The following is a 23,265-nucleotide window of genomic DNA, read 5'->3' on the forward strand; positions in this document are numbered from 1 at the left end:
CTTAGCCTAGAATCCCCGCCATCGCCCCGGTCAGGCAGGTCGATAGCGTGCCCGACACCATGGTCATGGGCGCCAAGCGCACGATCTCGGCCCGCCGTTCCGGGGCCATGGCGACCAGGCCGCCGATCATGATGCCGAGAGACCCGAAATTGGCGAAGCCCGATAGGGCGTAGGCCATGATCATGCGCGTGCGGTCGGACAAGACCTCCGGCCCTATTCTGGCCATTTCCAGATAGGCCAGAAATTCGTTCAACACGGTCTTGATGCCCATCAGGCTGCCGGCCTGGGGGGCTTCGGCCCAGGGCACGCCCATCAGCCAGACCACCGGCGCCATGACCCAGCCGAGCAATCGTTGCAGGGTGAGCGGCGCCGCGCCGACGTCCGGGATCAGGCCGAGCGCCAGGTTGACCAGGCTGACCAGGGCCACCAGCACGATGATCATGGCGGTGATGTTGATCAGCAACTGCACGCCCTCGCCGGTGCCCCGGGTGATCGCCTCCATGGCGCCGTGGTCGGGTGAGGGGTCGAGGGGCGCCGTATCGGCCGCGCCCTCGGGGGCCGGCATCATCAGCCGGGCGATCACCACGGCGGCCGAGGCGTTCATCAGCGATGCCGTCAACAGATGGCCGGCCGGGTCGGGCAGCACGTCCTTCAGAATGGTGGCGTAGAGCACCAGCACCGTGCCCGCGATGGTCGCCATGCCCGCCGTCATGACCAGGAACAAATCGGCTGGGGCCAGCCGCTTGAGATAGGGGCGGATCAGCAGGGGGGCTTCGACCATGCCGACGAACACGTTGGCCGCCGTCGCCACCCCGGCGGCACCGCTCAGCCCCAGGGTACGATTGAGCGCCCAGGCGAAACCACGCACCACGGCGGGCAGAATCCGCCAATAGAACAGCAGGGCCGAGAGCGCGCTGATGACCAGCACAAGAGGCAGGGCCTGGAACGCCAGGATGAAGCTGGCGCCCGGAAAGCTTTCCGTGAACGGCAGGGCGCCGCCACCGACATAGCCGAACACCACCTTGGTTCCGTCAAGGGTCGCGTCATGCAGCGCCAGCACGGCCCGATTGGCGGCCAGAAACAGGGCCTTGGCGGGCGGAAAATTGAGCAGCACCAGGGCGATCGCCGCCTGCAGGGCCAGCCCGCCCAGGACGATGCGCAGCGGAAAGGCCCGTTTGAACCCCCCGTGCCACAATCCCCCGATACCCCAGGCCAAGGCGACGAAGCCGGCCAGACCGATGATGCTCTGCCAAATCATTGCGGGGTTGAGAGTAGCCGCATCGCCGGCCAGGGCAAGCGAGAATGGCGCTAAGCCTTGACCATTGCCGCCCAAGGCCATATCTGGGGGGAATTCCCCGTTCCAGAGGCTTGGGTTAAACTGCCGTCATGTCCGTGCTTGAAATCATCGTTGCCCCCGATCCGCGCCTGAAGCGCCGGGCCGAATCCGTCGACAAGGTCGATGACGAGGTGCGCAAGATCATGGACGACATGCTCGACACCATGTACGCCGCCAACGGCATCGGCCTCGCGGGGCCGCAGGTCGGGGTTCTGAAACGCATCATCGTGGTCGATGTGGCGCGCGACGGCGACGACCGTCAGCCGATGCAGATGGCCAATCCGGAAGTAATCTGGGAAAGCGAGGACGAGCGCAGCTATGAAGAAGGCTGCCTGTCCTTGCCCGAACATTTCGCCGAGGTGGTGCGCCCAGAGGCGGTGAAGGTCCGCTATCTCGACCGCGAGAACGAAATCCGCACCATCGATGCCGATGACATCCTGGCGACCTGTATCCAGCACGAGATCGACCATCTGGACGGGGTGCTGTTCGTCGACCATATCTCGTCCCTGAAGCGCAACATGATCATCAAGAAGCTGCAGAAGTTCAAAAAGCTGCAGGCGGAAGAGGCCACGGCCTGAGCGTTTCCGCCCCGGCGCTTTACCGCGCCCGTGATGCCCTCTAAAACCCTTCCATGACCGCCCTCGATCTCATCTTCATGGGTTCGCCCGATTTTTCGATCCCGGCGCTTCAGGCGCTGCTGGATGCGGGCCATCGTGTGAAATGCGTCTATGCCCAGCCGCCGCGTCCGGCCAACCGGGGCCACAAGGAAACGCCGTGTCCGGTCCATGCCTTCGCGCTGGAAAGGGGCCTTGCCGTGCGCACGCCGAAAAGCCTGAAGGATCCGGCGGAACAGGCGGCCTTCGCGGAGCTGAAGGCCGATGCGGCGGTGGTCGTCGCCTACGGCCTGATCCTGCCCCAGGCAGTGCTTGATGCCCCCCGCCTGGGTTGCCTCAACATTCATGCCTCGCTGCTGCCGCGCTGGCGCGGGGCCGCCCCCATTCAGCGGGCGATCCAGGCGGGCGATGCGGAGACTGGGGTGACCATCATGCAGATGGACGCGGGCCTTGATACCGGGGCCATGCTGCTGACCGGCAAACTGCCGATCACCGATGCGACCACGGCAGGGGTGCTGCACGACGACCTCTCGGTGCTGGGAGCAAAGCTGATCGTGAGGGCGCTAGAGGGATTGCAGGCCGGAACGCTTCAGGCGACGCCGCAGCCCGAAGCGGGCGTGACCTATGCCGCCAAGCTGGACAAGGCGGAAGGACGTTTGGACTGGACCAAACCGGCGGCTGAGTTGGCCCGTACCGTGCGCGCCTTCACCCCCTGGCCGGGCACCTGGTTCGAGGTCGGCAAGGAGCGCATCAAGGTGCTGGCGGCGGAAGCGGTCGATGGCGATGACGCCGCCCAACCCGGCACGGTGCTGGACGACCACGCGACAATTCAATGCGGCGACGGCGCTCTCCGTCCGACGCGCCTGCAGCGCCCTAGCAAGGGCGCGATGGACGCCGGCGACTTCCTGCGCGGCTTCGATCTTTCCAAGGGTACGCAGGTCTAGGCCCGCTTTGTCGCCCCGGCGGCCTGGGCCAATTGCTCCAGGCCCTCGTAGGGCTGGGCGCCGACCAGGCCGTGCAATTGGCCGTCGGGGGCGGCGACGACGAAGGTCGGCACGCCGGTGACGCCGTATTGATGGGACTTGGCCCAATCGGCATCGACGGTGTCCTTGAAGGTCCGCTCCTCGATCACCTTGCGGGCTTCCTCGACATTCAGGCCGGCGGCCTTGACGATATCCAGGATCACCTCGACGTCGCCGATGTTGCGCTGGTCAACGAAATAGGCCTCGAAGAATTTGTCGTGGATGGCCGCGCCGTCGGGCTGGGTTTCGGCCCATTTACCGACTTCCTGCGCCAGGCGTGAATTGTAGGTATGGCTGCGGTCCTTGAAGGGCAGGCCCTCGGCCTGCATCAGGCCCTGCATGCGGGCGTTCTTCTGGGCGATCTCTTCCGGTCCGGTGCCGAACATGTCGGCCAGGGTGCGGCCCTCGGCCGGGGTCTCCGGATGCAGGGGGAAATGCACCAGCTTGATGGTGACGTCGTAATTTTCCTTCAGCTGCTTCACCCGATTGTCGCCCAGGTAGCACCAGGGACAGACGTAATCGGAAAACACTTCCAGGGTGATCGGATCGGCCATCGGGGGTATTCCTTGTCCTGCGGATGTGACCTCAATCTAAGGCCCCCATGCCGGATTTCAAACCATGAACGGTTCACATGGCTGTTATGTCTACGTGCTGTGCAGCAGAGAAGGGGCCAGTGCCCGCACCTATGTCGGTTGGTCGACGGATGTCGGGGCGCGGTTGGCGGCGCATAATTCGGGCAAGGGGGCGAAGTCCACACGGGGCCGTACTTGGCGGATCCTGTATGTGGAACGATACCGCACACGGGGCGAGGCCATGTCGCGGGAATGGCATCTGAAACGCGACCGGAAGTTCCGCCGCGCCTTGCTGGACGGCGCGACCCCCGGTATGACCGGGATCGCGGAGCCGGATTAAACCAGTCGGATGTCGGCGCGGTCGCCGTAGCTGCCTTCGATCAGGGAGGTGGCATGGCGCACCATGTCGGCTCCTTCGCGGCGGCGGATGACGAAGGCGTTGCGGCCCGACATCGAGGCCGGGTCCGGGGCATGGCTGACGAAGTTGTGCAGGCCATAGGTGATGAGAAAGTTTTGTTCGGTGGTCATGAAAATTCCTAGTGGGGGATTGGCCGGGCGCGCTGCGCAGGGCGAAGGCCCCGGCGCGAACCGGCAGTGATTGGTGTTTGTGTGGGGGTGGTCCCGTTGGGCGGCGCCGTGGGGCAGCCGCACCGGGGCGAAGTTATTCGGAAGATGCAGTCCCGAGCGGCGCGGAATCGGCGGCCGGCTGGTCGGCGTCAGTAGACGTGCCTGCCTTTGCGGCTTCTTTCGCGGCGGCGCGTTCGGCCTTCTTGGCGGCCTTCTGGCGTTCACGTTCTTTGCGTTCGAAATCGTAATTTGGCTTGCGGGCCATCTTTACCTCTTCGGATGGGAACGGATCAGAATGCCCTTGCGGGCCGCCGACGAAACCAGGGCCGGGAAAGGGTCGGCCGAAGCGGACCCCTTCCCGTAACCCGGCGTCGTTCTGATTAGTCGGCGATCGACAGATTCTCAGCGGCAGTCTTGCCGTTCTGGCCGGCGGTCAGGTCGTAGGTGACCTTCTGGCCTTCCTTGAGGGTGCTCAGGCCGGCGCGCTCGACGGCGGAAATGTGCACGAAGGCGTCCTTGGAACCGTCTTCCGGTTCGATGAAGCCATAGCCTTTGTCGACGTTGAAAAACTTAACGGTACCTGTGGTCATTTTTAATGTCCTCTAACAGGAGTATGGGTGCCGTACGACGCCTCATGCGCCGAACAGCTTGGATAACGCTCGCATTGTCAGGGGATCACGAAGATGACCGGCGGACCGATCTTTCAAATCACGAAAACAAAATGCAACTCGCTGGGTCGGAACCATAAGGGCATGGGTGCGCGAAGTCAAACAGTTAAAATATTCCACCCGTTTGTTTGGGCAAATTATTCAGGAATTTAAGATGGATGGTTCTGAAATAATAAATAAAGACATGAAAAATAACTGATGTTCGGAAATATAATTCGGACTTTTTCAGTTATTTTTTACCGTGTTCCCCCGCGCCGCCTCGGCCAGCAACTCATAGGAGCGCCGCCGGTCGGCCTGGTGATAGGTCCAGGTCAAGACCACGACCTCGTCGATGCCGTAGGCCTGGGCCCGCCCGGATAATTCGGCCAGGACCTGATCGCCGGTGCCGATGATGGAGCGTTCCCGGTAGTTCGCGAGCCAGGCTTTCTCCGGTTCGGAATAGTCATATCCGGCCAGCGCCTCGGGCGATTCCATGGGGCCGCGCCGGCCGGTTTCGCGCATCAGCCGGGCATGGGCGCGCGACGTGAACAGGCGTTCGGCCTCGGCCTCCGTCTCCGCCGCAAGTGCCCAGATACAGACGCTGGCCTGAGGTTCGGGATGGCGTTCCGACGGCTGATAGCGTTCGCGGTAGATGTCGAACGCGCGTTCGACCCCATGGCCGTCGGTGATGAAATGCGCAAAGCAATAGGGAATGCCGAAATGCGCCGCCACCTGGGCGCCGAAGTCGGAGGTGCCGAGCATCCAGACTTCCGGTGATCCGGGAAACATGGGATGGGCTTCGACGCCGCGGAAGGGATGACCGTCGATCAATTCCTGTCCGGACACCCAGGCCATCAGGTCGCGCACGTTGGCGGGAAAATGTTCAGCGTCCTCGCCCGCGTTGAGGTTGAGCGCCAGTGCCGTCTTGCCGTCTGACCCGGGGGCCCGGCCCAGGCCCAGATCGATGCGCCCGGGGGCGATGGCCTCCAGAACGCGGAATTGCTCGGCGACCTTTAGCGGCGCGTAATGGGGCAGCATGACCCCGGCCGATCCGATGCGGATGCGGTCCGTCGATTGCGCGACGGCGGCCATGATGATTTCCGGCGCCGTGCCGACGATGGACGGATGGTCGTGATGTTCCGACACCCAGAACCGGGCATAGCCCAGGTCTTCGCAATGCTTGGCGAGGGCGATGGTGTCGCGGATCGCCTGATCGGGGGCTTGGCCCTGGGCGGCGGTGGATTGGTCGAGAACGGAAAGCTTGAGCATAAAGAGGCCTTAAGAGGATCGGTGGGCGGGGCAGCCCGTCAGGGCAGCAGAACCAGCTTAATGACGTAGGCGATCATCCCCACGGTTGCAACGCCGGCGAGCCAAAGGGCAGCGAACCACAAAAGACGCCGGACGGTCGGTTTCAGTGATATCCCTCCGACGGGTCGACCTTGCCGCGGAACACCCAATAGGCATAGGCCGTATAGCCCAGGATCACGGGCAGCAGCACAGCCGCCCCCACCAGCAGGAAGCCAAGGCTTTCATCGGGCGCCGCCGCGTCCCAGATGGTGATGCCGGGCGGCACCATGTAGGGATAGAAACTGATGCCGATGCCGATATAACACAGCACGAACAGGCCGAGAGCGGCCAGGAACGGCTGGGCGTCCTTGCCGTCGGAAAGGCCGCGGAAAATCTGCCAGACGCAGACCACGACAAGCGAGGGCACGATCAGGCTGAACGCCGCCGTGGGGCCGGTGAACCAGCGTTCGAGATAGACCGGGTTGAGATAGGGCGTCGCCAGGCTGACGCCGCCGATCAGCAGCAGGGTGACGATGGTGGCCCGTTCGGCGATGTCGCGGGCGTTGGCGCGCAGGTCGCCTTCGGTCTTCATGACCAACCAGGTCGCGCCGAGCAGCATATAGCCCGCCACCAGGGCCAGCCCGGTGACGACGCTGAACGGCGTCAGCCAGTCCCACCAGCCGCCGGCATAGGCGCGGTCGACGACGTGGATGCCCTGGATCAGCGCGCCCAGGGTCACCCCCTGGGCGAAGGTCGCGAGCAGCGAGCCGCCGGTGAAGCCCCAATCCCACAGGAACTTGCCGCGGGTCGTGCGCCATCGGAATTCAAAGGATACGCCGCGGAAAATCAGGCCGATCAGCATGGCGGTCAGGGGCGCATACAGGGCCGGCAGGATCGTCGCATAGGCCAGCGGGAACACGGCGAACAACCCGCCCCCGCCCAGCACCAGCCAGGTTTCGTTGCCGTCCCACACCGGGGCCACCGAATTCATCGCCGTATCACGGTCCTGTTCCGTGCGCAGGAAGGGGAACAGGATGCCGACGCCCAGATCGAAGCCGTCGAGCACGACATAGGCCAGGATCGCGAAGGCGATCAGCCCGGCCCAGATGAAGGCAAGGTCGAGTTCCATGGCCCTAGTCCCCCTGTCCCTGTGTCTTCGCCTTGCGCAGCAGGTCGCGGGCCGCGCGTACGGCGGCGGCGGGCGTGATGCCGGCGGCGCGGGTCGGGCCGATGTCCTCGTCGATGCCGGCGTCGGGCGTCTTCGACATCAGGCGCAGGATGTAGAACACGCCGGCCCCGAACACGGCGAAATAGACGACGATGAAGGCAACCAGCGACGCCCCCACCGCCGCCGCACCGATGGGTGAAACGGATTCTGTCGTGCGCAGCAGGCCGTAGACGGTCCAGGGCTGGCGGCCGACCTCGGTGGTGATCCATCCGGCGACGACGGCAACGAAGCCCGATGGCGCCATGGCCACGGCGCACCATTGCAGCAGACGCGCGCCGTACAACCGGCCGCGCAGGCGCATCAGCCCGCTCCACAACCCGATGGCGGCCATCGCCATGCCGATGGCGACCATGATCCGGAAACTCCAGAAAATGATTGCGGCGGGCGGGCGGTCCTCTTTGGGCCAGTCCTTCAGGCCCTTGATCTCGCCGTCCCAATCGTGGGTCAGGATCAAAGAGCCGAGTTTCGGAATCTCGACCGCGAAGCGCGTTTCCTCGGCATCGTCGTCGGGCAGACCGAACAGGATCAGGGGGGCGCCCCGGCGGGTTTCGTAATGGCCTTCCATGGCGGCGATCTTGGCCGGCTGATGTTCCAGGGTGTTGAGGCCGTGGAAGTCGCCCGCGACGACCTGCAGGGGGGCGACGATCAGGGCCATCCACATGGCCATGGAGAACATGATCCTGGCCCCCCGGTCTTGGGCGTTGCGCAGCAGATGCCAGGCGCCGACGCCGCCGACCACGAAGGCCGTGGTCAGATAGGCGGCCAATACCATGTGGACCAGGCGGTAAGGGAAGGACGGGTTGAACACCACCGCCCACCAGTCGGCGGGAATGAACTGGCCGACGTCGTTGATCGCGTATCCCTGGGGCGTCTGCATCCAGGAGTTCACGGACAGAATCCAGAATGCGGAAAACAGGGTGCCGACGGCGACCATCAGGGTTGCGAAGAAATGCAACCGGCGGCCCACCCGTTCCATGCCGAACAGCATGACGCCGAGGAACCCGGCTTCAAGAAAGAACGCCGACATCACCTCGTAGCCCATCAGGGGGCCCAGAACCGGGCCGGTCTTATCGGAAAATACGCTCCAGTTGGTGCCGAACTGGTAGCTCATGACGATGCCCGACACGACGCCCATGCCGAAGGTTACGGCAAAGATCACCTTCCAGTACTTGAAGACCTTGAGGTAGCTGTCGTCGCGGGTCCACAGCCACAGTCCCTCCAGCACGGCGAGGAAACTGGCCAGCCCGATGGAGAAGGCAGGAAAGACGATATGCGCGGAGACGGTAAAGGCGAACTGAATGCGGGCGAGGATCAGAGGGTCGGTAAGATCTGGCATACCCGCATCCTTTCGTCGTTGCGCTGTCCGCCTTCTATTCCAGCGCCGCCAGCATGGGCGCCGAATCCTCAATCGTTTGGATGCGGTCCATGCCCTGCTTCATTTCCGTCATGATGAAATCGGCGCGTCGGCCGGGGCCGCCGACCTCCATGTTCGGGAACAGGTTGGACCAGGCATCCATCTTTACCGACAACGCGCAAAGCACCCCGCCGATGGTGGTGTGATAGCCGCGGATCACGGCTTCGACCCGGCGGAAGCGCTCGGCCGAAATGTTGTCCCACATGTGCTTGGTGCCGCGGTCGAAGTTTTCGAACCGGCCGGTGATGGCGGCCATCAGTTCGTTGATGGTGGTCGTCATCATGTCCATGGTCTGCATCAGCGACGGGTTGTTCTTCATGGCGAAGTTTTCCCGCAGCAGGTCCATGGTATCGAGGAATTCGGTAAGCGTCGGCTCGATATCGTCCAGAATCTGCTTGTAGTAGCTGAGCGACATGAAGATGTCGGCATAGTCCTCGAGGAATTTGGGCAGGTCTTCGATCTTGATGTTCAGTTTCTGCGCCATCAACCGCAGCTTCTCGAGCGCCTTTTTCTTGTCCGGCGAACGGAACAGCTTGACCACGTCCTGGAAACTTTTCACGTCGAGATCATCCCCGCCGTAGATCTGTGAGATCAGGGGGCCCGTGAATTCACGCATGTATTCATTCAATTCGGCCGTCTTGCTTTCAGACAGCTTGAGGTATTCGACATTGTTGACCTCAATGCCCAGGTCGCGGAGCGAGATGCGCAGTGAATAGACGTCGTAGCTGGGCAGGTCGCCCAACTTCTTCATCAGGATCATGTCCGGATTGCGAAAGCCGTCGGCCCAGCCGAATTCCGCCGGCAGGCCGTCGATATCGACCTGGCCCGAGCCGGTGTCCTTGTCCGAGAAAATTTCCACCATGCTTTCGAAGCGCGCGTTCTTGATCAGCCTGGCGCGGCGCAGGGGGGCCGTCTTGATCGGCATCATGATCAAGGGAAGAGTATGCAGCGAATCCCGGTCTTCGTCGTCGATGTCCTGCTCGAGATTGAGATCACCGAAGGTAAAATTTTTATCCTGGCTCAATGCCTGATCCTCACCAGTCGTCTACTTGGCCCATTCGACGGTTTCGATCTTGGGTGCGTTCGCTTGAATTTCGCGCACCTTCTCGATCCCCTGCTTCATTTCGGACATGATGAATTCGCCGCGTTTGATGGGCCCGCCCACGGCCGGTGACGGGAAGCGCACGGCGAAGGCGTTCATCTTCACCGTCAGCGCACAAAGGCAGCCGCCGATCGTGGTGTGGTATTCCTCGACGAACTTCTTGACCGTCTTGAAGCGGTCGGCGGTCAAATCGTCCCACATGCCGTTGGTATACCGGTCGAACGTTTCGAAACGGCCCGAGATCGCGGCCATCAATTCGTTAATCGCACCTTCGATCTGGTCGCAGGTGTTCATCATGTTGACGTTGGTCTTAAGCTGGAAGTTGTCACGGATTTCGTCCATGGAGTTCATGAACTCGTCGATGATCGGCTCCAGCGCATCCAGGCACTGGCGGAAATAAGACAGCGACAGGAACACGTCGCCGTAGTCCTCCAGAAACTTGGGCACGTCACGTACCTTGATGCGCAGCTTCTGCGCCATCTGGTCCAGCTTCTTGCGCACCATTTCCACGTCCGGGCTTTCGAACAGTTTGACCATGTCGTCGAAGGTCTGAATGTTCAGATCGTCCTTGCCGTAGATTTCCTGGATCAGCGGTCGCGTGAATTGGGTCATGTAGGACGTCAGTTCGGTGACCTTGCTGTCCGACAGCTTCAAATCCTCGATCGCGTTGACTTCGATCCCTTCCTGACGGAAAAGCATGCGCAGCGAATACACGTCGTAGCTGGGCAAGGGGGCGAGCTTGCGCAGCATCACCAGATCCGGGTGGCGCTTGCGGCCCTTGCCGGACCAGCCGTAATCCTTGGCCAGTTCCTCAACATCCATCTGGCCGGAACCGATACCCTGCCCCTGGAACAGTTCGACCACGCTGTTGAGGCGCGCGTTCTTGATCAACCGCGCGCGGTGCAAGGAAGGGGTCTGAAACGGCAGGATGGACAACGGCAGGATGTGTAGCGCGTCACGGTCCTCGTCACGCTGCACCGAGGGAACGCCCGTCGGTTCGGCGGGATCGGGAACGTCTTGATCTTTCGCTGCGTTGGTCATGGATGCCTGCCCAGGTTTGGCCGGTCGGCCTTTGACTTCTATTGTCCGTTAAAATACCTATTTTAAACAACTTTTATAGCATCATTTAATCCGGTGGAGCCAATAGCCCCTTGCCGGTTCGGCAAGGCAGGGTAGAGATCATGGCGCGGTATCGACTAAAACTTGAGTACGATGGGCGCGGTTTCGTCGGCTGGCAACGCCAGGACAACGGCCTGGGCGTGCAGGAAGCCGTGGAGGACGCCGTTCATGCCTTCACCGGCGAACGGGCCCAGGTATTCGCCGCCGGGCGCACGGACGCGGGCGTCCACGCCCTGGGGCAAATCGCCCATGTCGATCTGCAAAAGGACTGGCCCGCCGATACGGTGCGCAACGCGCTGAACTTCCATCTCAAAGCCCATGCGGTCAGCATCCTCACGGCCGAGGCCGTGGATGAGGACTTCCACGCCCGATTTTCCGCCGTTTCCCGAAGCTATCTCTATCGCGTGCTCAATCGCCGCTCGCCACCGGCCCTGGATCAGGGGATGGTGTGGTGGGTGCCGGTGCCGCTGGATGTCGACGCCATGGCGACGGCCGCCCGGGTTCTGATCGGCCACCACGATTTCACCAGCTTTCGCGCCACCCATTGCCAGGCCAATTCACCGGTGAAGACACTGGACGTTCTCGACGTTACCCGGGCGGGCGAGGAAATCCACTTTCGCGCCCATGCCCGCTCGTTCCTGCATCATCAGGTGCGCAACATGGTCGGCAGCCTGAAATGGGTCGGCGAGGGACGGTGGACCGCCCGTGACATCAAGGCCGCCCTGGATGCCCGCGACCGCGCCGCCGGTGGGCCTACGGCCCCGCCGGACGGCCTTTATCTGACCGACGTGGGATACTGACGGCCGGCCGGGAAAATCGCCCCGGCCATGGTGCGGGGCGGCCAATCGGCGTATATTCAAGAAATGGACAAGCAAATTCCCCTGTCCCTGAAGGCGTCTGAAGACGATGCCGAGGGTGCGCAATCCGCCGATCTGGCGACCCAGGACCCTGCGCTGAAGGATCAGCCGGTGATCGGCTATCTCGCGGTGATCTGCGGGGTGTTCGCCATTTTCGCCTGGGGCATCGTATTCGTGCCCATGGGCTTGGCCTTTTCCGTGGCGGCCCTGATCGCCGGGCAGGGGGCCTGGGGCTTCGCCGGGCTGGTGCTGTCGGTGATCGGGCTGATGACCTCGCCGACCCTGCTGGCCCTGTTGGGCATGGGGGCGGTCGCCGCGTTCTTTGGGATCGGCTGACGCCGCCGCCCTATTGGGCGAAATACCGCTTCAGAACCTCTTCATAGATGCGTGCCAGATCGCGGATTTCCGTGACCAGGGCGTTTTCGTTCATCTTATGCGCCGTTTCGTTGGTCAGGCCGAATTCGACGACCGGGCAATGGTCCTTGATGAACCGCGCGTCCGACGTGCCGCCGGTGGTGCTCAGCTCCGGATCCAGACCGGTGCCGGCCTTCACGGCCCCCGCGACCACGTCGCTCAACAATCCCGGCGGGGTCAGGAACGATTCCCCGGACACGGAAATGTCCAGCTCGTAAGACCCTTGCGTTTCGCCCGCCATGACGGCGGCGCAGCGCTCCTCGATCAGCTTGCTCAGGCTGGCACCCGAATGCATGTCGTTGAAGCGGATGTTGATGCGGGCGGTCGCCTCGGCCGGGATCAGGTTGGTCGTCGTGTTGTCCACGTCGACGGTCGTGATCTCCAGATTGGTCGCCGGAAAATGCTCGTTGCCGTGATCCAGGGGATCGTCGTTCAGCGCCGACAGCATCTTCAACAGCTTGGGCACCGGATTGTCGGCGAGATGCGGATAGGCGACATGCCCTTGCGTTCCGGTCACGGTGATCGTGCAGTTGAGCGATCCGCGCCGGCCGATCTTCACCATGTCGCCCAGGGTGGTCACGTTGGTCGGCTCGCCGACCAGGCAGGCGTCGATCTTTTCGCCCTGGTCCGTCAGCCAGCCCAGCATCTTTGGCGTGCCGTTGATCGCGGGGCCTTCCTCGTCGCCGGTAATCAGGAAACTGATGGAGCCTTTCGGGTATCCGTTCGATTTCAGAAACGCGTCCGTGCCCGCGACCATGGCGGCGATCGCGCACTTCATGTCCGCCGCCCCCCGGCCGTACAGCCGCCCGTCGCGGATTTCCGGCTGGAACGGGTCCGACGCCCAGCCCGCCGCATCGCCCGGCGGGACAACGTCCGTATGGCCCGCGAAACAGAAATTGGGGCCATCGGTGCCGAGCCGCGCATACAGATTGTCCACGTCCGGCGTGCCGTCCTGGGTGAAGGGCAGGCGATGGCAGGTGAAGCCCAGGGCTTCCAGCCGCGCCTGCAACAGGTCGAGCGCCCCGCCCTCCGTCGGCGTGACGGAGGGGCAGCGGATCAGGGCTTCGGACAATTCGATAACGTCGGTCATGGCGGGGGTGGTCATGGCGGTCTTAGTCGCGCAGCAGCTCGTTGATGGAGGTCTTGGACCGGGTCTTTTCGTCCACGGTCTTGAGGATCACCGCGCAATACAGCGACGGCTGACCTTCCTTGCCCGGCAGCGAGCCCGGCACCACCACCGAATAGGGCGGCACGCGGCCGTAGTGCACCTTACCCGTTTCCCGTTCGACGATCTTGGTCGACTGGCCGATGAACACGCCCATGGAAATGACTGAGCCCTCGCCGACGACGACGCCCTCGACCACCTCGGAGCGCGCGCCGACGAAGCAATTATCCTCGATGATCACCGGGCCGGCCTGCAGCGGTTCCAGCACGCCGCCGATCCCGGCCCCGCCGGAAATGTGGCAATGCTTGCCGATCTGGGCGCAGGACCCGACCGTGGCCCAGGTATCGACCATGGTGCCTTCGTCCACATAAGCACCCAGGTTCACGAAGCTGGGCATCAGCACCACGCCCGGCGCGATATAGGCCGAGCGCCGCACGATGCAGTTCGGCACGGCGCGGAAGCCGGCGGTTTTGAAATCGTCGGCGGACATGCCCTCGAACTTGGACGGCACCTTGTCCCACCAGGTCGACCCGCCCGGGCCGCCGGAAATCGGCGCCATGTCGTTCAGGCGGAACGACAGCAGCACGGCCTTCTTCAGCCACTGATGCACGACCCAGTCGCCGCCGGTCTTTTCCGCGACGCGGGCTTGCCCCTTGTCCAGCAGGTCCAGCGTCGCCTCGATGGCGTCGCGGGTTTCTCCCGTGGTCGCGGGCGTGATGGCGTCGCGGCCGTCCCAGGCGGCGTCGATGGCGGCTTGCAGGTCTGTGGTCATGGCGAAATCCCGGTTTCTTTGGGTGAATTGGTCAAAAATGGCCCCGGAAGATGAAACAGGGCCCGAAACAAGTCAAGGCGGGCGGGCCGTCTATGCCCCGGCGGCGACGCTTTCCAGCCAGCCGACCAGATCATCCACCACATGATGGATATGGCCGCCGTCGGCGCCGTCGTTGGCCCAGGTCACGCCCGTGGTGCCTTCCGGGCGGACCCAGACGGTGGTCATGCCCAGGGCGAAGGCGGGGGCCAGGTTGCGGGCCATGTCCTCGACCATCACCGCGCGGGTCGGGTCGATGCCGTGGGCTTCCGCCATCTTGACGTAGACATGGGGGGCCGGTTTGGGCTCGTAATCGGAGGCGACGATGTCGAACACGGCCTCGAAATGATGGCGCACGCCCAATTTGTCCATGACCCGCTCCGCATGGGGCACGTCGCCGTTGGTGAAGATGATCTTGCGGCCCGGAAGCTTTTCCAGCGCCGCGTCCAGGCGCGGCGACGGGTCGACCGGATCGAGGTCGATATCGTGCACGGCGTTCATGAAGGCCACGGGATCGACGCCGTGCAGGGTCATCAGGCCCCGCATGGTCGTTCCGTGTTCGCGGAAATAGGTTTTCTGCAGGGCCCGCGCCTGTTCCAGCGGCAGATCGAACAGCCCGGCCACATAGCGCGTGATGTTCCAGTCGACCTGATCGAACAGGCGGCAGGACGCGGGATAGAGCGTGTTGTCCAGGTCGAACACCCAGCAGTCGGCGGTGGCCATGCTGTCGAGGGGCGGTTTTGACGCCGCCGGCGGGACGGTCGGGGTTTGGTCTTCGGTCATGGCCCTTTATAGGATATCGGCGGCCCCGTCGCGCAATGGTCTTTTCACGGACGGGGTGTGACGCAGGCCGCTTGGCTATCCGCGCCGGTCGGGTAATATTCCCCCGGCCGCGCGAAGCGGGCCCGAGGAGGAGACAGCCTAAGTGACCACCCAATACGGCAAGGAAGCGGACCTGGCCAAGAACGGCAAGCTGGAAGAGCGCCGGCGCCTGGCCGCCTCCATGACCACCAAGCCGGAAATTCTCTATTACATGGCAAAGGACGGCGACCCGGACGTGCGCAAGGCGCTGGCCGCCAATAGGGCCACGCCCATGCAGGCCGACAGCCTGCTGGCCAAGGACGAGGACGTCGAAGTCCGTGCCACCCTGGGTCAAAAAATTTCCCAGATGATGCCGGAGCTGACGGACAAGCAGAAGACCAAGGTCCGGCGTTGGGCGACGGATACGCTGGAGGATATGTCGCGCGACCAGGCGCTCCGCGTGCGCCACCTGCTGGCCGACACGCTGAAGGAAATGACCTCGGCCCCGCCGGCGGTGATCCGCCAGCTGGCCCGCGACACCGACGCCATGGTCGCCAACCCGGTGATCGAATTCTCGCCCGTGCTGACCGACAAGGATCTGGCGACCATCATCGCCGAGGGCGCCAACACGGCGCGGCTTAAGGCCGTGGCCCGTCGCCGGGAGGTCTCCGAGGCCGTGTCCGACGCCATTGTCGAGACCGGTGACGTGGAGGCGACGGCGGAACTGCTGAAAAACCCGGGCGCGCATATTTCCGAAGGTACGATGGGCAAGATCGCCGACCGCGCGGAAGACCATCCTGAACTGCATGAACCCCTGGTCGCCCGGCCGGGCCTGTCCGACAAGGCGGCCAAGCGCTTGGCCGAATATGTCGCCGACAGCCTGTTGGATACCCTGCTGGCGCGCAAGGACATCTCGCCGGAACTGGCCGAACAGGTGCGCGCCGTGGTCATGGCGCGGCTGGCCGCCGGGGACGGGCCGCCGCCGGGCGCGGCGGGAGAGGACGGCGGTGCCGGGGGCGGCGCAAACGGCAACGGCGCGCTGGAGCCGGAACCCGACCGCCTGACCCGTGACGAGGCCCTGGAGCTGGCCCGCGACATGAACAAGAAGGGCCAGCTGACCGAAGGCGTGATCTACGACGCCATCGGGCGCAAGGACCGCAACATGGCCATGGCGGCGCTGGCCGTGCTGTCCGACACCAAAATGGCGGCGGTGGTCAAGGCCTTCGCCACCAATTCGGCCAAGGGCATCGTGTCTTTGGTGTGGGAGGCCGGCTGTTCGCCCAAGCTGGCGGTCGATCTGCAACAGGGGCTCGGCAACGTCGCCCCGGTCGAGATCATCCGCCCGTCGTCAAAGGCCGCCTACGGCCTCAGTGAAGCGGAAATGTCCTGGCAGCTGGAATTCCTGCGCGACATGGCGTGACGCAACAAAAGATTTTTCAGGGGGGCCTGGACAATCACAACAACGATCGGGAGGACCCCATGGACGGACATCTGAAAACCCCCTACGACCCGCGCACCTTTCGCGCCTTGACGTGGCACGACCACACAAAGGCCTTCGCCGACGGATCGGACAGCCCCCGGGCTTATCTGGAACGCTGCCTGGAAACCGTCGATGCGCGGGAGCCCGTGGTGAAGGCTTTTCCCGCCATCAACAAGGACGGTGCCCGTGCCGCGGCCGATGCCGCCACGGCGCGCTGGCAGGCGGGGGCGCCTCTGTCGCCCATCGACGGCCTTCCCATCGCCATCAAGGACCTTCTGGAAACCAAGGACATGCCGACGCAGATGGGGTCGGCGGCGTTCACGGGCGCCTTTCCCAAACGCGACAACGCGGCCGTCTGGGCCCTGCGCAAGGCCGGTGCCGTGGTTTTTGCCAAGACGGTGACGGCGGAACTGGGCGGCACCCATCCGGGGCCGACGACCAATCCTTTCGATCCGGCGCGCACGCCGGGGGGCTCGTCCTCGGGCTCGGCGGCGGCAGTCGCGGCCCGCATGGTGCCGGCGGCCATCGGCACGCAGGTCGGCGGTTCGATCATCCGTCCGGCGGCCTTTTGCGGCAACGTGGCCCTGAAGCCCAGCCAGGGAGCCCTCAACCGGGGTGAGCGCATGTCGACCAGCATGTCGACCCATGGCCCCCATGCCGGCTGTCTCGAGGACATGTGGCAGGTCGCCATCGAAATCGCCAAACGGGCGGGCGGCGACCGCGATTACCGGGCGTTGAAGGGGCCGGATACACCCCCCGCAGCAGCCAAGCCGACGCGCCTGATGGTGCTGGAAACCGCCGGTTGGGCGCGGGTCGATGCGGCCACGAAGGCGGCTTTCGCGGAAATTCTCGGCCGGCTCAAGGCGTCGGGTGTCGAATTGGTCGACCGGCGCGGCGATGCCGGCGTCGAGGCCTTTGAAAAGGTCATTCTGGATGCCGAGGAAATCGCCACAAACATGACTTTGTGGGAAAACCGCTGGGGCTGGCGCAACATGGTGGACGAACACGGCGACAAGATCAGCCATCGCCTGCGCAAGGGGTTGGAAAAGGCCGAGGCCATGGCGCCGTCGGATTACGAGGCCCTGCTTGACCGCCGGGCGGCGGCCCAGGCGGCGCATCAACATGCGACGTCGCTGGCCGATTGCGCGATCACGCTGTCCTGTCCGGGGCCGGCGCCGCTGTGGGATGCATCCGCGGCCGATGCGGATGACGTCCGCCGCCCCACGGGGGATGCGATCTTCAATTACCCGTCGTCCATGCTGTTCGCCCCCGTCGTGACCATCCCGATGATGGCTGTCGGCGGCATGCCTGTCGGGATGCAGCTGATGGGCCGGCCCGGTGACGACGCCAAGGTCACCGGTTTGGCGCGGTGGATTCAGGAGAATGTGGAACCGGCGGTCAGCGAGTAGAACGTTGGAGGGCCCTAGTCCGGCAGGATGATCGTGCCGGCGCCGTGTTCCGTGAACAGTTCGACCAGGACCGCGTGTGCCACCCGGCCGTCGGAGATGACGGCGCCGCCGACTCCGGCCAGGACCGCGTCGATGCAGGTTTCGACCTTGGGGATCATGCCGCCGGAAATGGTCCCGTCGGCAATCGCCTTGCGCGCATCGGACACCTTCAGTTCGGGAATCAGAGTGCCGTTGCCGTCGAGCACGCCGGACACGTCGGTCAGCATGATCAGGCGCTTGGCATGGGTGGCGCCCGCGATGGCGCCCGCCGCCGTGTCGGCGTTGATGTTCAGGGTCTCGCCCTTGGGGCCGACGCCGATCGGGGCGATGACCGGGGTGATGTCCGATTCCTCGAAGGCTTCCAGCACGTGAGGATTGATTTCCCGGGGCTCGCCGACCAGGCCGAGGTCCAAGATTCGCTCTATATTCGATTCCGGGTCTTTCTTCGTGCGCCGCAGCTTGTCGGCCATGATCAGGTTGCCGTCCTTGCCGCACAGGCCCACGGCCATGCCGCCGGCGGCGTTGATGCGGGTGACGATTTCCTTGTTGATGGACCCGGCCAGGACCATTTCGACGACCTTCACCGTGTCCTCGTCGGTCACGCGCAGACCGTCCACGAACTTGCTTTCGATGGCGAGGCGCTCCAGCATGGCGCCGATCTGCGGCCCGCCGCCGTGGACGACGACCGGGTTGCTGCCGCATTGGCGCAGCAGGACCACGTCGCGGGCGAACACGTTGGCCATTTCCTCGTCGCCCATGGCATGGCCGCCGTACTTGATGACCACGGTCTGGCCTGAATATCGGCGCATGTAGGGCAGTGCTTCGGACAGCACGTTGGCCTGGTTCAGCCATTTATCGGCGATGGAGCGTTTCTTGTCGTCAGTCATGGGGCGCGAACCTAATGCATTATCCGGAGTATTTGAAGCGTCCGTAACGGTTTAGACCGCATCGGCGGGCAATGCCAGCGCCGCCAGTTCGGCGCGCAGTTCTTCGATGCCGCGGCTTTTGAAAGAGCTTGTCCGCATGATCACCGGATGGGCGGCCGTATGCTTGGCCAATTCCTTTTCCGTCTGCGCGACCAGCTTGTCCAGGTCGTCGGTCTTCACCTTGTCGCACTTGGTCAGGATGATCTGATAGACCTGGGCGGCGGCATCGAGCATGGCCATGACGTCGCGGTCGGTCGCCTTCAGCCCGTGGCGCGCGTCGATCAGCACGCAGGTCCGGCGCAGTTCCTGGCGGCCCTTGAGATATGAATTGACCAGCTTGGTCCAGTTCTTGACCTCGCCCTTGGGCGCCTTGGCATAGCCGTAGCCCGGCAGGTCGGCCAGCATCAGGCGCTTGCCGAGATCGAAGAAGTTGATCTGCTGCGTGCGGCCCGGCGTGTTTGATGTGCGCGCCAAATCCTTGCGTCCGGTCAGGGCGTTGATCAGCGACGACTTGCCGACGTTGGATCGCCCGGCGAAGGCGATTTCCGGCAACGGGCTGTCCGGCACCTGGGCCAGGCTGGCCGCGCCCAGAAGAAACGTCGCTTCCTTGGCGAACAGAAGCCGCCCGTTTTCCAACAGGATCGCGTCGGCCTCGGCCCCGGAATCCACGCCGGGCGTAATGTCTCCCGGCTCTGTCATGGATCGGTGCTCCTTAACGTGCGGGGATCAGGCCTTGACGCCCATCTTGCGCATGATGACCCATTGCTGGGCGATGGACAGCAGGTTGTTCCAGGTCCAGTAGATCACCAGGCCGGCCGGGAAACTGGCCAGCAGGAAGGTGAACACCACGGGCAGGAACATCATGATCTTGGCCTGGGTCGGGTCCGTCGGCTGCGGGTTCAGCTTCTGCTGCAGGTACATGGAAATGCCCATCAGCAGCGGCCACACGCCAAGGTGCAGAATGTCGGGCGGGTTCCAGGCGATGGCGCCGAACAGGGTGAAGAGGTTCGTGGGATCGGGCGCCGACAGATCCTGAATCCAGCCGTAGAACGGGGCGTGGCGCATTTCGATGGTCACGAACAGCACCTTGTAGAGCGCGAAGAACACGGGAATCTGCAACAAGATCGGCAGGCAGCCAGACGCGGGGTTGGTGCCCTCGCGCTTGTACAGCGCCATCATTTCCTCGTTCAGCTTCATCTTGTCGTCGCCGTAACGCTCGCGCAGCTTGACCATCTCCGGCTGCAACTCCTTCATCTTGCTCATGCTCTCGTAGGACTTGTTGGCAAGGGGGAAGAAGGCGAGCTTGATGCCCACGGTCAGCAGCAGAATGGCGAGGCCCAGGTTGCCGACGTGCACTTCCAGCCACAGCAGGCCGTAGAAGATCGGCCGCGTCAGGAAGTAGAACCAGCCCCAGTCGATGGCCAGGTCGAAACGCTCGATGCCGAGGCTTTCCTCGTAACCGTCGAGAATTCTGACCTGCTTGGCGCCAGCGAACAGCCGGTTTTCCGCGCTATTGGTGGCGCCGGGCGCGATCGTCACGCCGGCTCCGAGGAAGTCGACCTGATAGGTATCGACCACGCCGGCCTTGCGGTAGATGTAGCGCTTGGTGACCGCGGCGTCCTTGTTGGGGAGCAGGGCCGTCAGCCAGTATTTGTCGGTGATGCCGATCCAGCCGCCCGTGCCGGTGCTGCTTTCCAGTCCCTTTTCCTGAAGGTCGTCGTAATCGACTTCCGTCAGTTCACCGTTGTTCACGCCCAGCAAACCTTCGTGCAGGATGTAGAAGCCCGAGGTTTCCGGCGTGCCCTGGCGCGACACCAGGCCATAGGGAAACAGTTCGACCGCCACCGTGCCGTTGTTGGCCACGGCCTGGGTGATCTTGAACATGAAATTCCGGTCGATCTCGTAGGTGCGCGAGAACACCAGGCCTTGGCCGTTATCCCAGGTCAGGGTGACCGGGGTATCCGGGGTCAGGGTGCGGGAGGATGCCGTCCATACCGTATCCGCATCGGGCACCTTGGCGGTCTTTCCGCCGTTCTTGGTGGCGGCCGCGGTCCAACCGAACTCCGCGAAGTAGGCGTTGTTGACGCCGCGCGGATTCAACAGGGTGATCGGCTTGCTGTTCTTGTCCAGGGTTTCGAAAAAGTCGGCCAGGATCAGGTCGTCGATGCGCCCGCCCTTGAGCGTGATCGAGCCCTTCAGGCGCGGGGTCTCGATGGCGACGCGGGGCGTGGCGGCCAGAACCTGAGCGCGGCTCGCCTGGGGCGACATCTCGGGCGCCTTCCCGACGCCCGGGGCCTGCGGCGGGACGGCCAAGCCGTCGCCCGGGACGGCGGGGGCTTGGCCCGCGGCCGGCGCGGGGGCTTGGCCCGGCTGCGCGGTCGCGGCGGTCTCGGCGACCTGCGGCGGCGGGGTGGTGTTCTTGAAATACAGTTCGAAGCCCAACAGAACGGCCACCGAAAGGACCACGGCCAGGATCAGGTTTTTGTTTTCGATCATTCGTTTTAGGACCCGTGCGGTTGGGGAAGAGAATTGGGGTGATCGGCGTGGGCATGATGCCCATCGCCGTGGCCTGGACAGCCAGCGGACGGCACCGGATCGACGCCGCCCCGGTTCCAGGGATTACAACGCAAGACGCGCCGAACGGAAAGGCCCAACCCGCGAACGAAACCGTGGGCCGCGAAGGCGTCCCGCGCGTATTCGGAACAAGTCGGGTAAAAGCGGCAGGATGCCGGTGCCAGAGGCGACAGGAAAAGCTGATAGCCCCGGATCAGGGCGCGGGCGAGGCGGGCCGGAAGGGCGGCAATCGTCGGCGCCGTCATCTCAAATCTCCGCTTTCCCCCGGCGATCCCGGCCGTTGCGGCCGTTTCCGCCTCCGTTCTTGCGCGTGCCGACCCGTTCCAGGGCCGTGCGCAGGTCGCCGATCAGCGCCGGAAAGGCCCGGTCCAGGGTGCCCTGACGCCCGATCAGGACATAGTCATGCCCCGCTTTGGCGCAATCGGGCAAGACCTGTTCGGCGGCGGCCTTCAGACGCCGGCGCGCGCGATTGCGCACGACGGCATTACCGACCTTGCGGGTCACGGTGAACCCGGCCCGGAAATCCGGTCCGGCGGTGTCCGTGTCTCCGTTGCCGAATGCGGTGCGGTCGAAGGCCTGCAGCACCAATCCGGGTGCTGCCCACTTATGTCCTTTCCGCGCCACCTTGAGAAAGTCGGCACGGCGTTTCAGCCTCGGCACCGTGGGTGACATGGCGGCTCGCCTCCGACCGGCTTGCGGGAACAGGCGCTGTTAAGCGGACAGGCGCTTGCGGCCTTTGGCACGCCGCGCCGCCAGCACACGCCGGCCGCCCGGGGTCGCCATACGGCTACGGAAACCGTGGCGGCGCTTGCGAATAAGCCTGCTCGGCTGATAGGTGCGTTTCACGCGACGTCTCCTTAGAAAAATGAGTGCGCTTTTTAAGGCCTTGGTTCCATGAAGTCAACGGGCCTGGGTGGTTTGTCCGTAATCGCGCAAAAAGCCCGGATTTCCGGGGGGCTCACTTGGCGTTCACGGTCAATTGACCCTGGCGTGAGGCGCATTCGCTTGTGCCTTTTGGTACCCGGAGGATAGAAACCGAGATGCCGTCGGCGTTCGCGGCCCCCATTCATGAACAAGGTTACAGACATGCGCAAGGCGCTCGATCACGACGGACAGACCGCCGCCGACACGGCCGACAGCCCTAAATCCGGGCGGTTTTCCGTGAAACGGTTGATTCCCATCCTGGTCCTGGTCCTTGCAACGGTGCTGTTCTTCGTCTTCGACCTGCACACCTATGTGTCGCTTGACGCCCTCAAGACCCACCGCACGGCGGTGCTCGACTATTACGCCGCCCATCAGGCGCTGACGGCGCTGTTGTTCGGTGCTGCCTATACGGTGGTGGTCGCGCTGTCGATCCCGGGCGCCATCTGGATGACCCTGCTGGCCGGTTTCGTGTTCGGCACGGCGGCCGGGGCGGCGATCGTCGTGGTCGCGGCGACCTTGGGCTCGTTGATCGTATTCTTGGCCGCGCGCTATGCCATCGGCGACCTATTATACAAGAAGGCCGGCCCCTTCGTGCGGCGCATGGAGGAAGGCTTCCGCAAGAATGCCTTTTCCTACCTGATGTTCCTGCGTCTGGTGCCGGTGTTTCCGTTCTGGCTGGTCAATCTGGTGCCGGCCTTCCTCAATGTCGGGGCCGTGGCCTTTGTGGTCGCGACGATCCTCGGCATCGCGCCGGCGACCTTCGTGTTCGCAAGCGTCGGCAGCGGCCTCGGCGCCGTGCTTGACCAGGGCGGTACGCCGGATCTGACCATCGTGTTCGAACCGCACATCATGGGCCCGCTGCTGGGCCTGGCCGTGCTGGCCCTGATCCCGGTATTCCTGCGCCGGATCAAGGAACGCCGCGGAGGTGCGTCGTGAACAACCCGCAGCCAACCCGCATCG

The 23,265-nt window shown here is 64.0% G+C and carries 27 protein-coding genes; 8 read left to right on the top strand and 19 right to left on the bottom strand.

Going from position 1 to position 23,265, the window contains the following annotated elements; translation table 11 throughout:
• Position 1: 1 nt before the first annotated feature.
• A complete protein-coding gene (locus KFF05_00905; GenBank protein ID UTW51991.1) occupies positions 2–1,258 on the bottom strand; it encodes a nucleoside:proton symporter in 1,257 nt (418 codons plus the stop codon).
• A 128-nt stretch (positions 1,259–1,386) separates the two neighbouring features.
• Here KFF05_00905 and KFF05_00910 point away from each other — a divergent pair, with 128 nt between their 5' ends.
• Positions 1,387–1,914: a peptide deformylase gene (locus KFF05_00910; protein ID UTW51992.1), complete on the top strand. Its 528-nt coding sequence runs from the start codon at positions 1,387–1,389 to the stop codon at positions 1,912–1,914.
• A 53-nt stretch (positions 1,915–1,967) separates the two neighbouring features.
• Entirely contained in the window at positions 1,968–2,894 is a 927-nt protein-coding gene (gene fmt / locus KFF05_00915; protein UTW51993.1) for a methionyl-tRNA formyltransferase, read from the top strand.
• On the opposite strand, the gene KFF05_00920 is transcribed toward fmt, so the two are convergent.
• On the bottom strand, positions 2,891–3,526 hold the full coding sequence (locus KFF05_00920; protein UTW51994.1) for a DsbA family oxidoreductase: 636 nt from the start codon (positions 3,524–3,526) through the stop codon (positions 2,891–2,893). The two genes, fmt and KFF05_00920, sit on opposite strands and share 4 nt — an antisense overlap.
• A gap of 64 nt (positions 3,527–3,590) precedes the next feature.
• On the opposite strand from KFF05_00920, the gene KFF05_00925 reads away from it, so the two are divergent.
• On the top strand, positions 3,591–3,884 hold the full coding sequence (locus KFF05_00925; GenBank protein ID UTW51995.1) for a GIY-YIG nuclease family protein: 294 nt from the start codon (positions 3,591–3,593) through the stop codon (positions 3,882–3,884).
• Here the strand turns inward: KFF05_00925 and KFF05_00930 are convergent.
• The 8 genes from KFF05_00930 to KFF05_00965 form a co-directional block, all read right to left on the bottom strand.
• Positions 3,881–4,072, bottom strand: coding sequence for a hypothetical protein (locus KFF05_00930; GenBank protein ID UTW51996.1), 192 nt, complete (start codon positions 4,070–4,072; stop codon positions 3,881–3,883). The two genes, KFF05_00925 and KFF05_00930, sit on opposite strands and share 4 nt — an antisense overlap.
• A 133-nt stretch (positions 4,073–4,205) precedes the next feature.
• Positions 4,206–4,376 (bottom strand): hypothetical protein, encoded by a 171-nt coding sequence (locus KFF05_00935; protein UTW51997.1) that lies wholly within the window; start codon positions 4,374–4,376, stop codon positions 4,206–4,208.
• Between the two features lie 115 nt (positions 4,377–4,491).
• Positions 4,492–4,701 (bottom strand): cold-shock protein, encoded by a 210-nt coding sequence (locus KFF05_00940; protein ID UTW51998.1) that lies wholly within the window; start codon positions 4,699–4,701, stop codon positions 4,492–4,494.
• Between the two features lie 303 nt (positions 4,702–5,004).
• Positions 5,005–6,027: an LLM class flavin-dependent oxidoreductase gene (locus tag KFF05_00945; GenBank protein UTW51999.1), complete on the bottom strand. Its 1,023-nt coding sequence runs from the start codon at positions 6,025–6,027 to the stop codon at positions 5,005–5,007.
• Between the two features lie 142 nt (positions 6,028–6,169).
• Positions 6,170–7,174: a cytochrome d ubiquinol oxidase subunit II gene (cydB, locus tag KFF05_00950; protein ID UTW52000.1), complete on the bottom strand. Its 1,005-nt coding sequence runs from the start codon at positions 7,172–7,174 to the stop codon at positions 6,170–6,172.
• 4 nt (positions 7,175–7,178) lie between these two features.
• On the bottom strand, positions 7,179–8,609 hold the full coding sequence (locus KFF05_00955; protein ID UTW52001.1) for a cytochrome ubiquinol oxidase subunit I: 1,431 nt from the start codon (positions 8,607–8,609) through the stop codon (positions 7,179–7,181).
• A gap of 34 nt (positions 8,610–8,643) precedes the next feature.
• Positions 8,644–9,660 carry a hypothetical protein gene (locus KFF05_00960; GenBank protein ID UTW53520.1) on the bottom strand — a complete coding sequence of 339 codons (1,017 nt, stop codon included), beginning with the start codon at positions 9,658–9,660 and terminating at the stop codon, positions 8,644–8,646.
• A gap of 72 nt (positions 9,661–9,732) precedes the next feature.
• Positions 9,733–10,767 (bottom strand): hypothetical protein, encoded by a 1,035-nt coding sequence (locus KFF05_00965; GenBank protein ID UTW53521.1) that lies wholly within the window; start codon positions 10,765–10,767, stop codon positions 9,733–9,735.
• 203 nt (positions 10,768–10,970) lie between these two features.
• Between KFF05_00965 and truA the strand changes: the two genes are divergently transcribed.
• Both truA and KFF05_00975 read left to right on the top strand, forming a co-directional pair.
• Positions 10,971–11,708, top strand: coding sequence for a tRNA pseudouridine(38-40) synthase TruA (truA, locus tag KFF05_00970; GenBank protein ID UTW52002.1), 738 nt, complete (start codon positions 10,971–10,973; stop codon positions 11,706–11,708).
• 63 nt (positions 11,709–11,771) lie between these two features.
• On the top strand, positions 11,772–12,101 hold the full coding sequence (locus KFF05_00975) for a hypothetical protein (GenBank protein ID UTW52003.1): 330 nt from the start codon (positions 11,772–11,774) through the stop codon (positions 12,099–12,101).
• Positions 12,102–12,111: 10 nt separating this feature from the next.
• On the opposite strand, the gene dapE is transcribed toward KFF05_00975, so the two are convergent.
• The 3 genes from dapE to KFF05_00990 all read right to left on the bottom strand — a co-directional run bounded on the left by dapE (position 12,112) and on the right by KFF05_00990 (position 14,935).
• Positions 12,112–13,269 carry a succinyl-diaminopimelate desuccinylase gene (gene dapE / locus KFF05_00980; GenBank protein ID UTW53522.1) on the bottom strand — a complete coding sequence of 386 codons (1,158 nt, stop codon included), beginning with the start codon at positions 13,267–13,269 and terminating at the stop codon, positions 12,112–12,114.
• A 22-nt stretch (positions 13,270–13,291) separates the two neighbouring features.
• Complete coding sequence (gene dapD, locus KFF05_00985) at positions 13,292–14,116, bottom strand: 2,3,4,5-tetrahydropyridine-2,6-dicarboxylate N-succinyltransferase (protein ID UTW52004.1); 825 nt, start codon at positions 14,114–14,116, stop codon at positions 13,292–13,294.
• A gap of 90 nt (positions 14,117–14,206) precedes the next feature.
• A complete protein-coding gene (locus tag KFF05_00990; protein UTW52005.1) occupies positions 14,207–14,935 on the bottom strand; it encodes a pyrimidine 5'-nucleotidase in 729 nt (242 codons plus the stop codon).
• Between the two features lie 142 nt (positions 14,936–15,077).
• Here KFF05_00990 and KFF05_00995 point away from each other — a divergent pair, with 142 nt between their 5' ends.
• Entirely contained in the window at positions 15,078–16,373 is a 1,296-nt protein-coding gene (locus tag KFF05_00995) for a DUF2336 domain-containing protein (protein ID UTW52006.1), read from the top strand.
• 59 nt (positions 16,374–16,432) lie between these two features.
• Positions 16,433–17,842 (top strand): amidase, encoded by a 1,410-nt coding sequence (locus KFF05_01000; GenBank protein UTW52007.1) that lies wholly within the window; start codon positions 16,433–16,435, stop codon positions 17,840–17,842.
• A 14-nt stretch (positions 17,843–17,856) separates the two neighbouring features.
• Here the strand turns inward: KFF05_01000 and argB are convergent, their stop codons facing one another.
• The 6 genes from argB to rpmH are packed head-to-tail and all read right to left on the bottom strand — an operon-like array spanning position 17,857 to position 22,227.
• Positions 17,857–18,768 carry an acetylglutamate kinase gene (argB, locus tag KFF05_01005; GenBank protein ID UTW52008.1) on the bottom strand — a complete coding sequence of 304 codons (912 nt, stop codon included), beginning with the start codon at positions 18,766–18,768 and terminating at the stop codon, positions 17,857–17,859.
• Between the two features lie 51 nt (positions 18,769–18,819).
• On the bottom strand, positions 18,820–19,506 hold the full coding sequence (locus KFF05_01010) for a YihA family ribosome biogenesis GTP-binding protein (protein UTW52009.1): 687 nt from the start codon (positions 19,504–19,506) through the stop codon (positions 18,820–18,822).
• 27 nt (positions 19,507–19,533) lie between these two features.
• Positions 19,534–21,303 carry a membrane protein insertase YidC gene (gene yidC, locus KFF05_01015; protein UTW52010.1) on the bottom strand — a complete coding sequence of 590 codons (1,770 nt, stop codon included), beginning with the start codon at positions 21,301–21,303 and terminating at the stop codon, positions 19,534–19,536.
• A gap of 5 nt (positions 21,304–21,308) precedes the next feature.
• Positions 21,309–21,626 carry a membrane protein insertion efficiency factor YidD gene (yidD, locus tag KFF05_01020; GenBank protein ID UTW52011.1) on the bottom strand — a complete coding sequence of 106 codons (318 nt, stop codon included), beginning with the start codon at positions 21,624–21,626 and terminating at the stop codon, positions 21,309–21,311.
• Position 21,627: 1 nt separating this feature from the next.
• Positions 21,628–22,053 (bottom strand): ribonuclease P protein component, encoded by a 426-nt coding sequence (gene rnpA / locus KFF05_01025; protein ID UTW52012.1) that lies wholly within the window; start codon positions 22,051–22,053, stop codon positions 21,628–21,630.
• Between the two features lie 39 nt (positions 22,054–22,092).
• Complete coding sequence (rpmH, locus tag KFF05_01030) at positions 22,093–22,227, bottom strand: 50S ribosomal protein L34 (GenBank protein ID UTW52013.1); 135 nt, start codon at positions 22,225–22,227, stop codon at positions 22,093–22,095.
• A 240-nt stretch (positions 22,228–22,467) separates the two neighbouring features.
• Here rpmH and KFF05_01035 point away from each other — a divergent pair, with 240 nt between their 5' ends.
• The gene (locus KFF05_01035; GenBank protein ID UTW53523.1) at positions 22,468–23,241 is read left to right on the top strand and encodes a TVP38/TMEM64 family protein; all 774 of its coding nucleotides are present in this window, start codon (positions 22,468–22,470) and stop codon (positions 23,239–23,241) included.
• Positions 23,242–23,265 lie beyond the last annotated feature (24 nt).

The organism is bacterium SCSIO 12827 (assembly GCA_024397995.1).
Classification (GTDB): domain Bacteria; phylum Pseudomonadota; class Alphaproteobacteria; order Rhodospirillales; family Casp-alpha2; genus UBA1479.

What these genes read in the sequence shown, in the direction of transcription:
- KFF05_00935 (UTW51997.1), bottom strand. Translation starts at nt 4,376, where the DNA reads ATGGCCCGCAAGCCAAATTACGATTTCGAACGCAAAGAACGTGAACGC.
- KFF05_00910 (UTW51992.1), top strand. Translation starts at nt 1,387, where the DNA reads ATGTCCGTGCTTGAAATCATCGTTGCCCCCGATCCGCGCCTGAAGCGC.
- KFF05_00925 (UTW51995.1), top strand. Translation starts at nt 3,591, where the DNA reads ATGAACGGTTCACATGGCTGTTATGTCTACGTGCTGTGCAGCAGAGAA.
- KFF05_00905 (UTW51991.1), bottom strand. Translation starts at nt 1,258, where the DNA reads ATGATTTGGCAGAGCATCATCGGTCTGGCCGGCTTCGTCGCCTTGGCC.
- KFF05_01000 (UTW52007.1), top strand. Translation starts at nt 16,433, where the DNA reads ATGGACGGACATCTGAAAACCCCCTACGACCCGCGCACCTTTCGCGCC.
- KFF05_00975 (UTW52003.1), top strand. Translation starts at nt 11,772, where the DNA reads ATGGACAAGCAAATTCCCCTGTCCCTGAAGGCGTCTGAAGACGATGCC.
- argB (UTW52008.1), bottom strand. Translation starts at nt 18,768, where the DNA reads ATGACTGACGACAAGAAACGCTCCATCGCCGATAAATGGCTGAACCAG.
- dapE (UTW53522.1), bottom strand. Translation starts at nt 13,269, where the DNA reads ATGACCGACGTTATCGAATTGTCCGAAGCCCTGATCCGCTGCCCCTCC.
- fmt (UTW51993.1), top strand. Translation starts at nt 1,968, where the DNA reads ATGACCGCCCTCGATCTCATCTTCATGGGTTCGCCCGATTTTTCGATC.
- KFF05_00920 (UTW51994.1), bottom strand. Translation starts at nt 3,526, where the DNA reads ATGGCCGATCCGATCACCCTGGAAGTGTTTTCCGATTACGTCTGTCCC.
- KFF05_00955 (UTW52001.1), bottom strand. Translation starts at nt 8,609, where the DNA reads ATGCCAGATCTTACCGACCCTCTGATCCTCGCCCGCATTCAGTTCGCC.
- KFF05_00990 (UTW52005.1), bottom strand. Translation starts at nt 14,935, where the DNA reads ATGACCGAAGACCAAACCCCGACCGTCCCGCCGGCGGCGTCAAAACCG.
- KFF05_00930 (UTW51996.1), bottom strand. Translation starts at nt 4,072, where the DNA reads ATGACCACCGAACAAAACTTTCTCATCACCTATGGCCTGCACAACTTC.
- KFF05_01010 (UTW52009.1), bottom strand. Translation starts at nt 19,506, where the DNA reads ATGACAGAGCCGGGAGACATTACGCCCGGCGTGGATTCCGGGGCCGAG.
- KFF05_00945 (UTW51999.1), bottom strand. Translation starts at nt 6,027, where the DNA reads ATGCTCAAGCTTTCCGTTCTCGACCAATCCACCGCCGCCCAGGGCCAA.
- cydB (UTW52000.1), bottom strand. Translation starts at nt 7,174, where the DNA reads ATGGAACTCGACCTTGCCTTCATCTGGGCCGGGCTGATCGCCTTCGCG.
- yidD (UTW52011.1), bottom strand. Translation starts at nt 21,626, where the DNA reads ATGACGGCGCCGACGATTGCCGCCCTTCCGGCCCGCCTCGCCCGCGCC.
- yidC (UTW52010.1), bottom strand. Translation starts at nt 21,303, where the DNA reads ATGATCGAAAACAAAAACCTGATCCTGGCCGTGGTCCTTTCGGTGGCC.
- dapD (UTW52004.1), bottom strand. Translation starts at nt 14,116, where the DNA reads ATGACCACAGACCTGCAAGCCGCCATCGACGCCGCCTGGGACGGCCGC.
- KFF05_01035 (UTW53523.1), top strand. Translation starts at nt 22,468, where the DNA reads ATGCGCAAGGCGCTCGATCACGACGGACAGACCGCCGCCGACACGGCC.
- truA (UTW52002.1), top strand. Translation starts at nt 10,971, where the DNA reads ATGGCGCGGTATCGACTAAAACTTGAGTACGATGGGCGCGGTTTCGTC.
- rnpA (UTW52012.1), bottom strand. Translation starts at nt 22,053, where the DNA reads ATGTCACCCACGGTGCCGAGGCTGAAACGCCGTGCCGACTTTCTCAAG.
- KFF05_00940 (UTW51998.1), bottom strand. Translation starts at nt 4,701, where the DNA reads ATGACCACAGGTACCGTTAAGTTTTTCAACGTCGACAAAGGCTATGGC.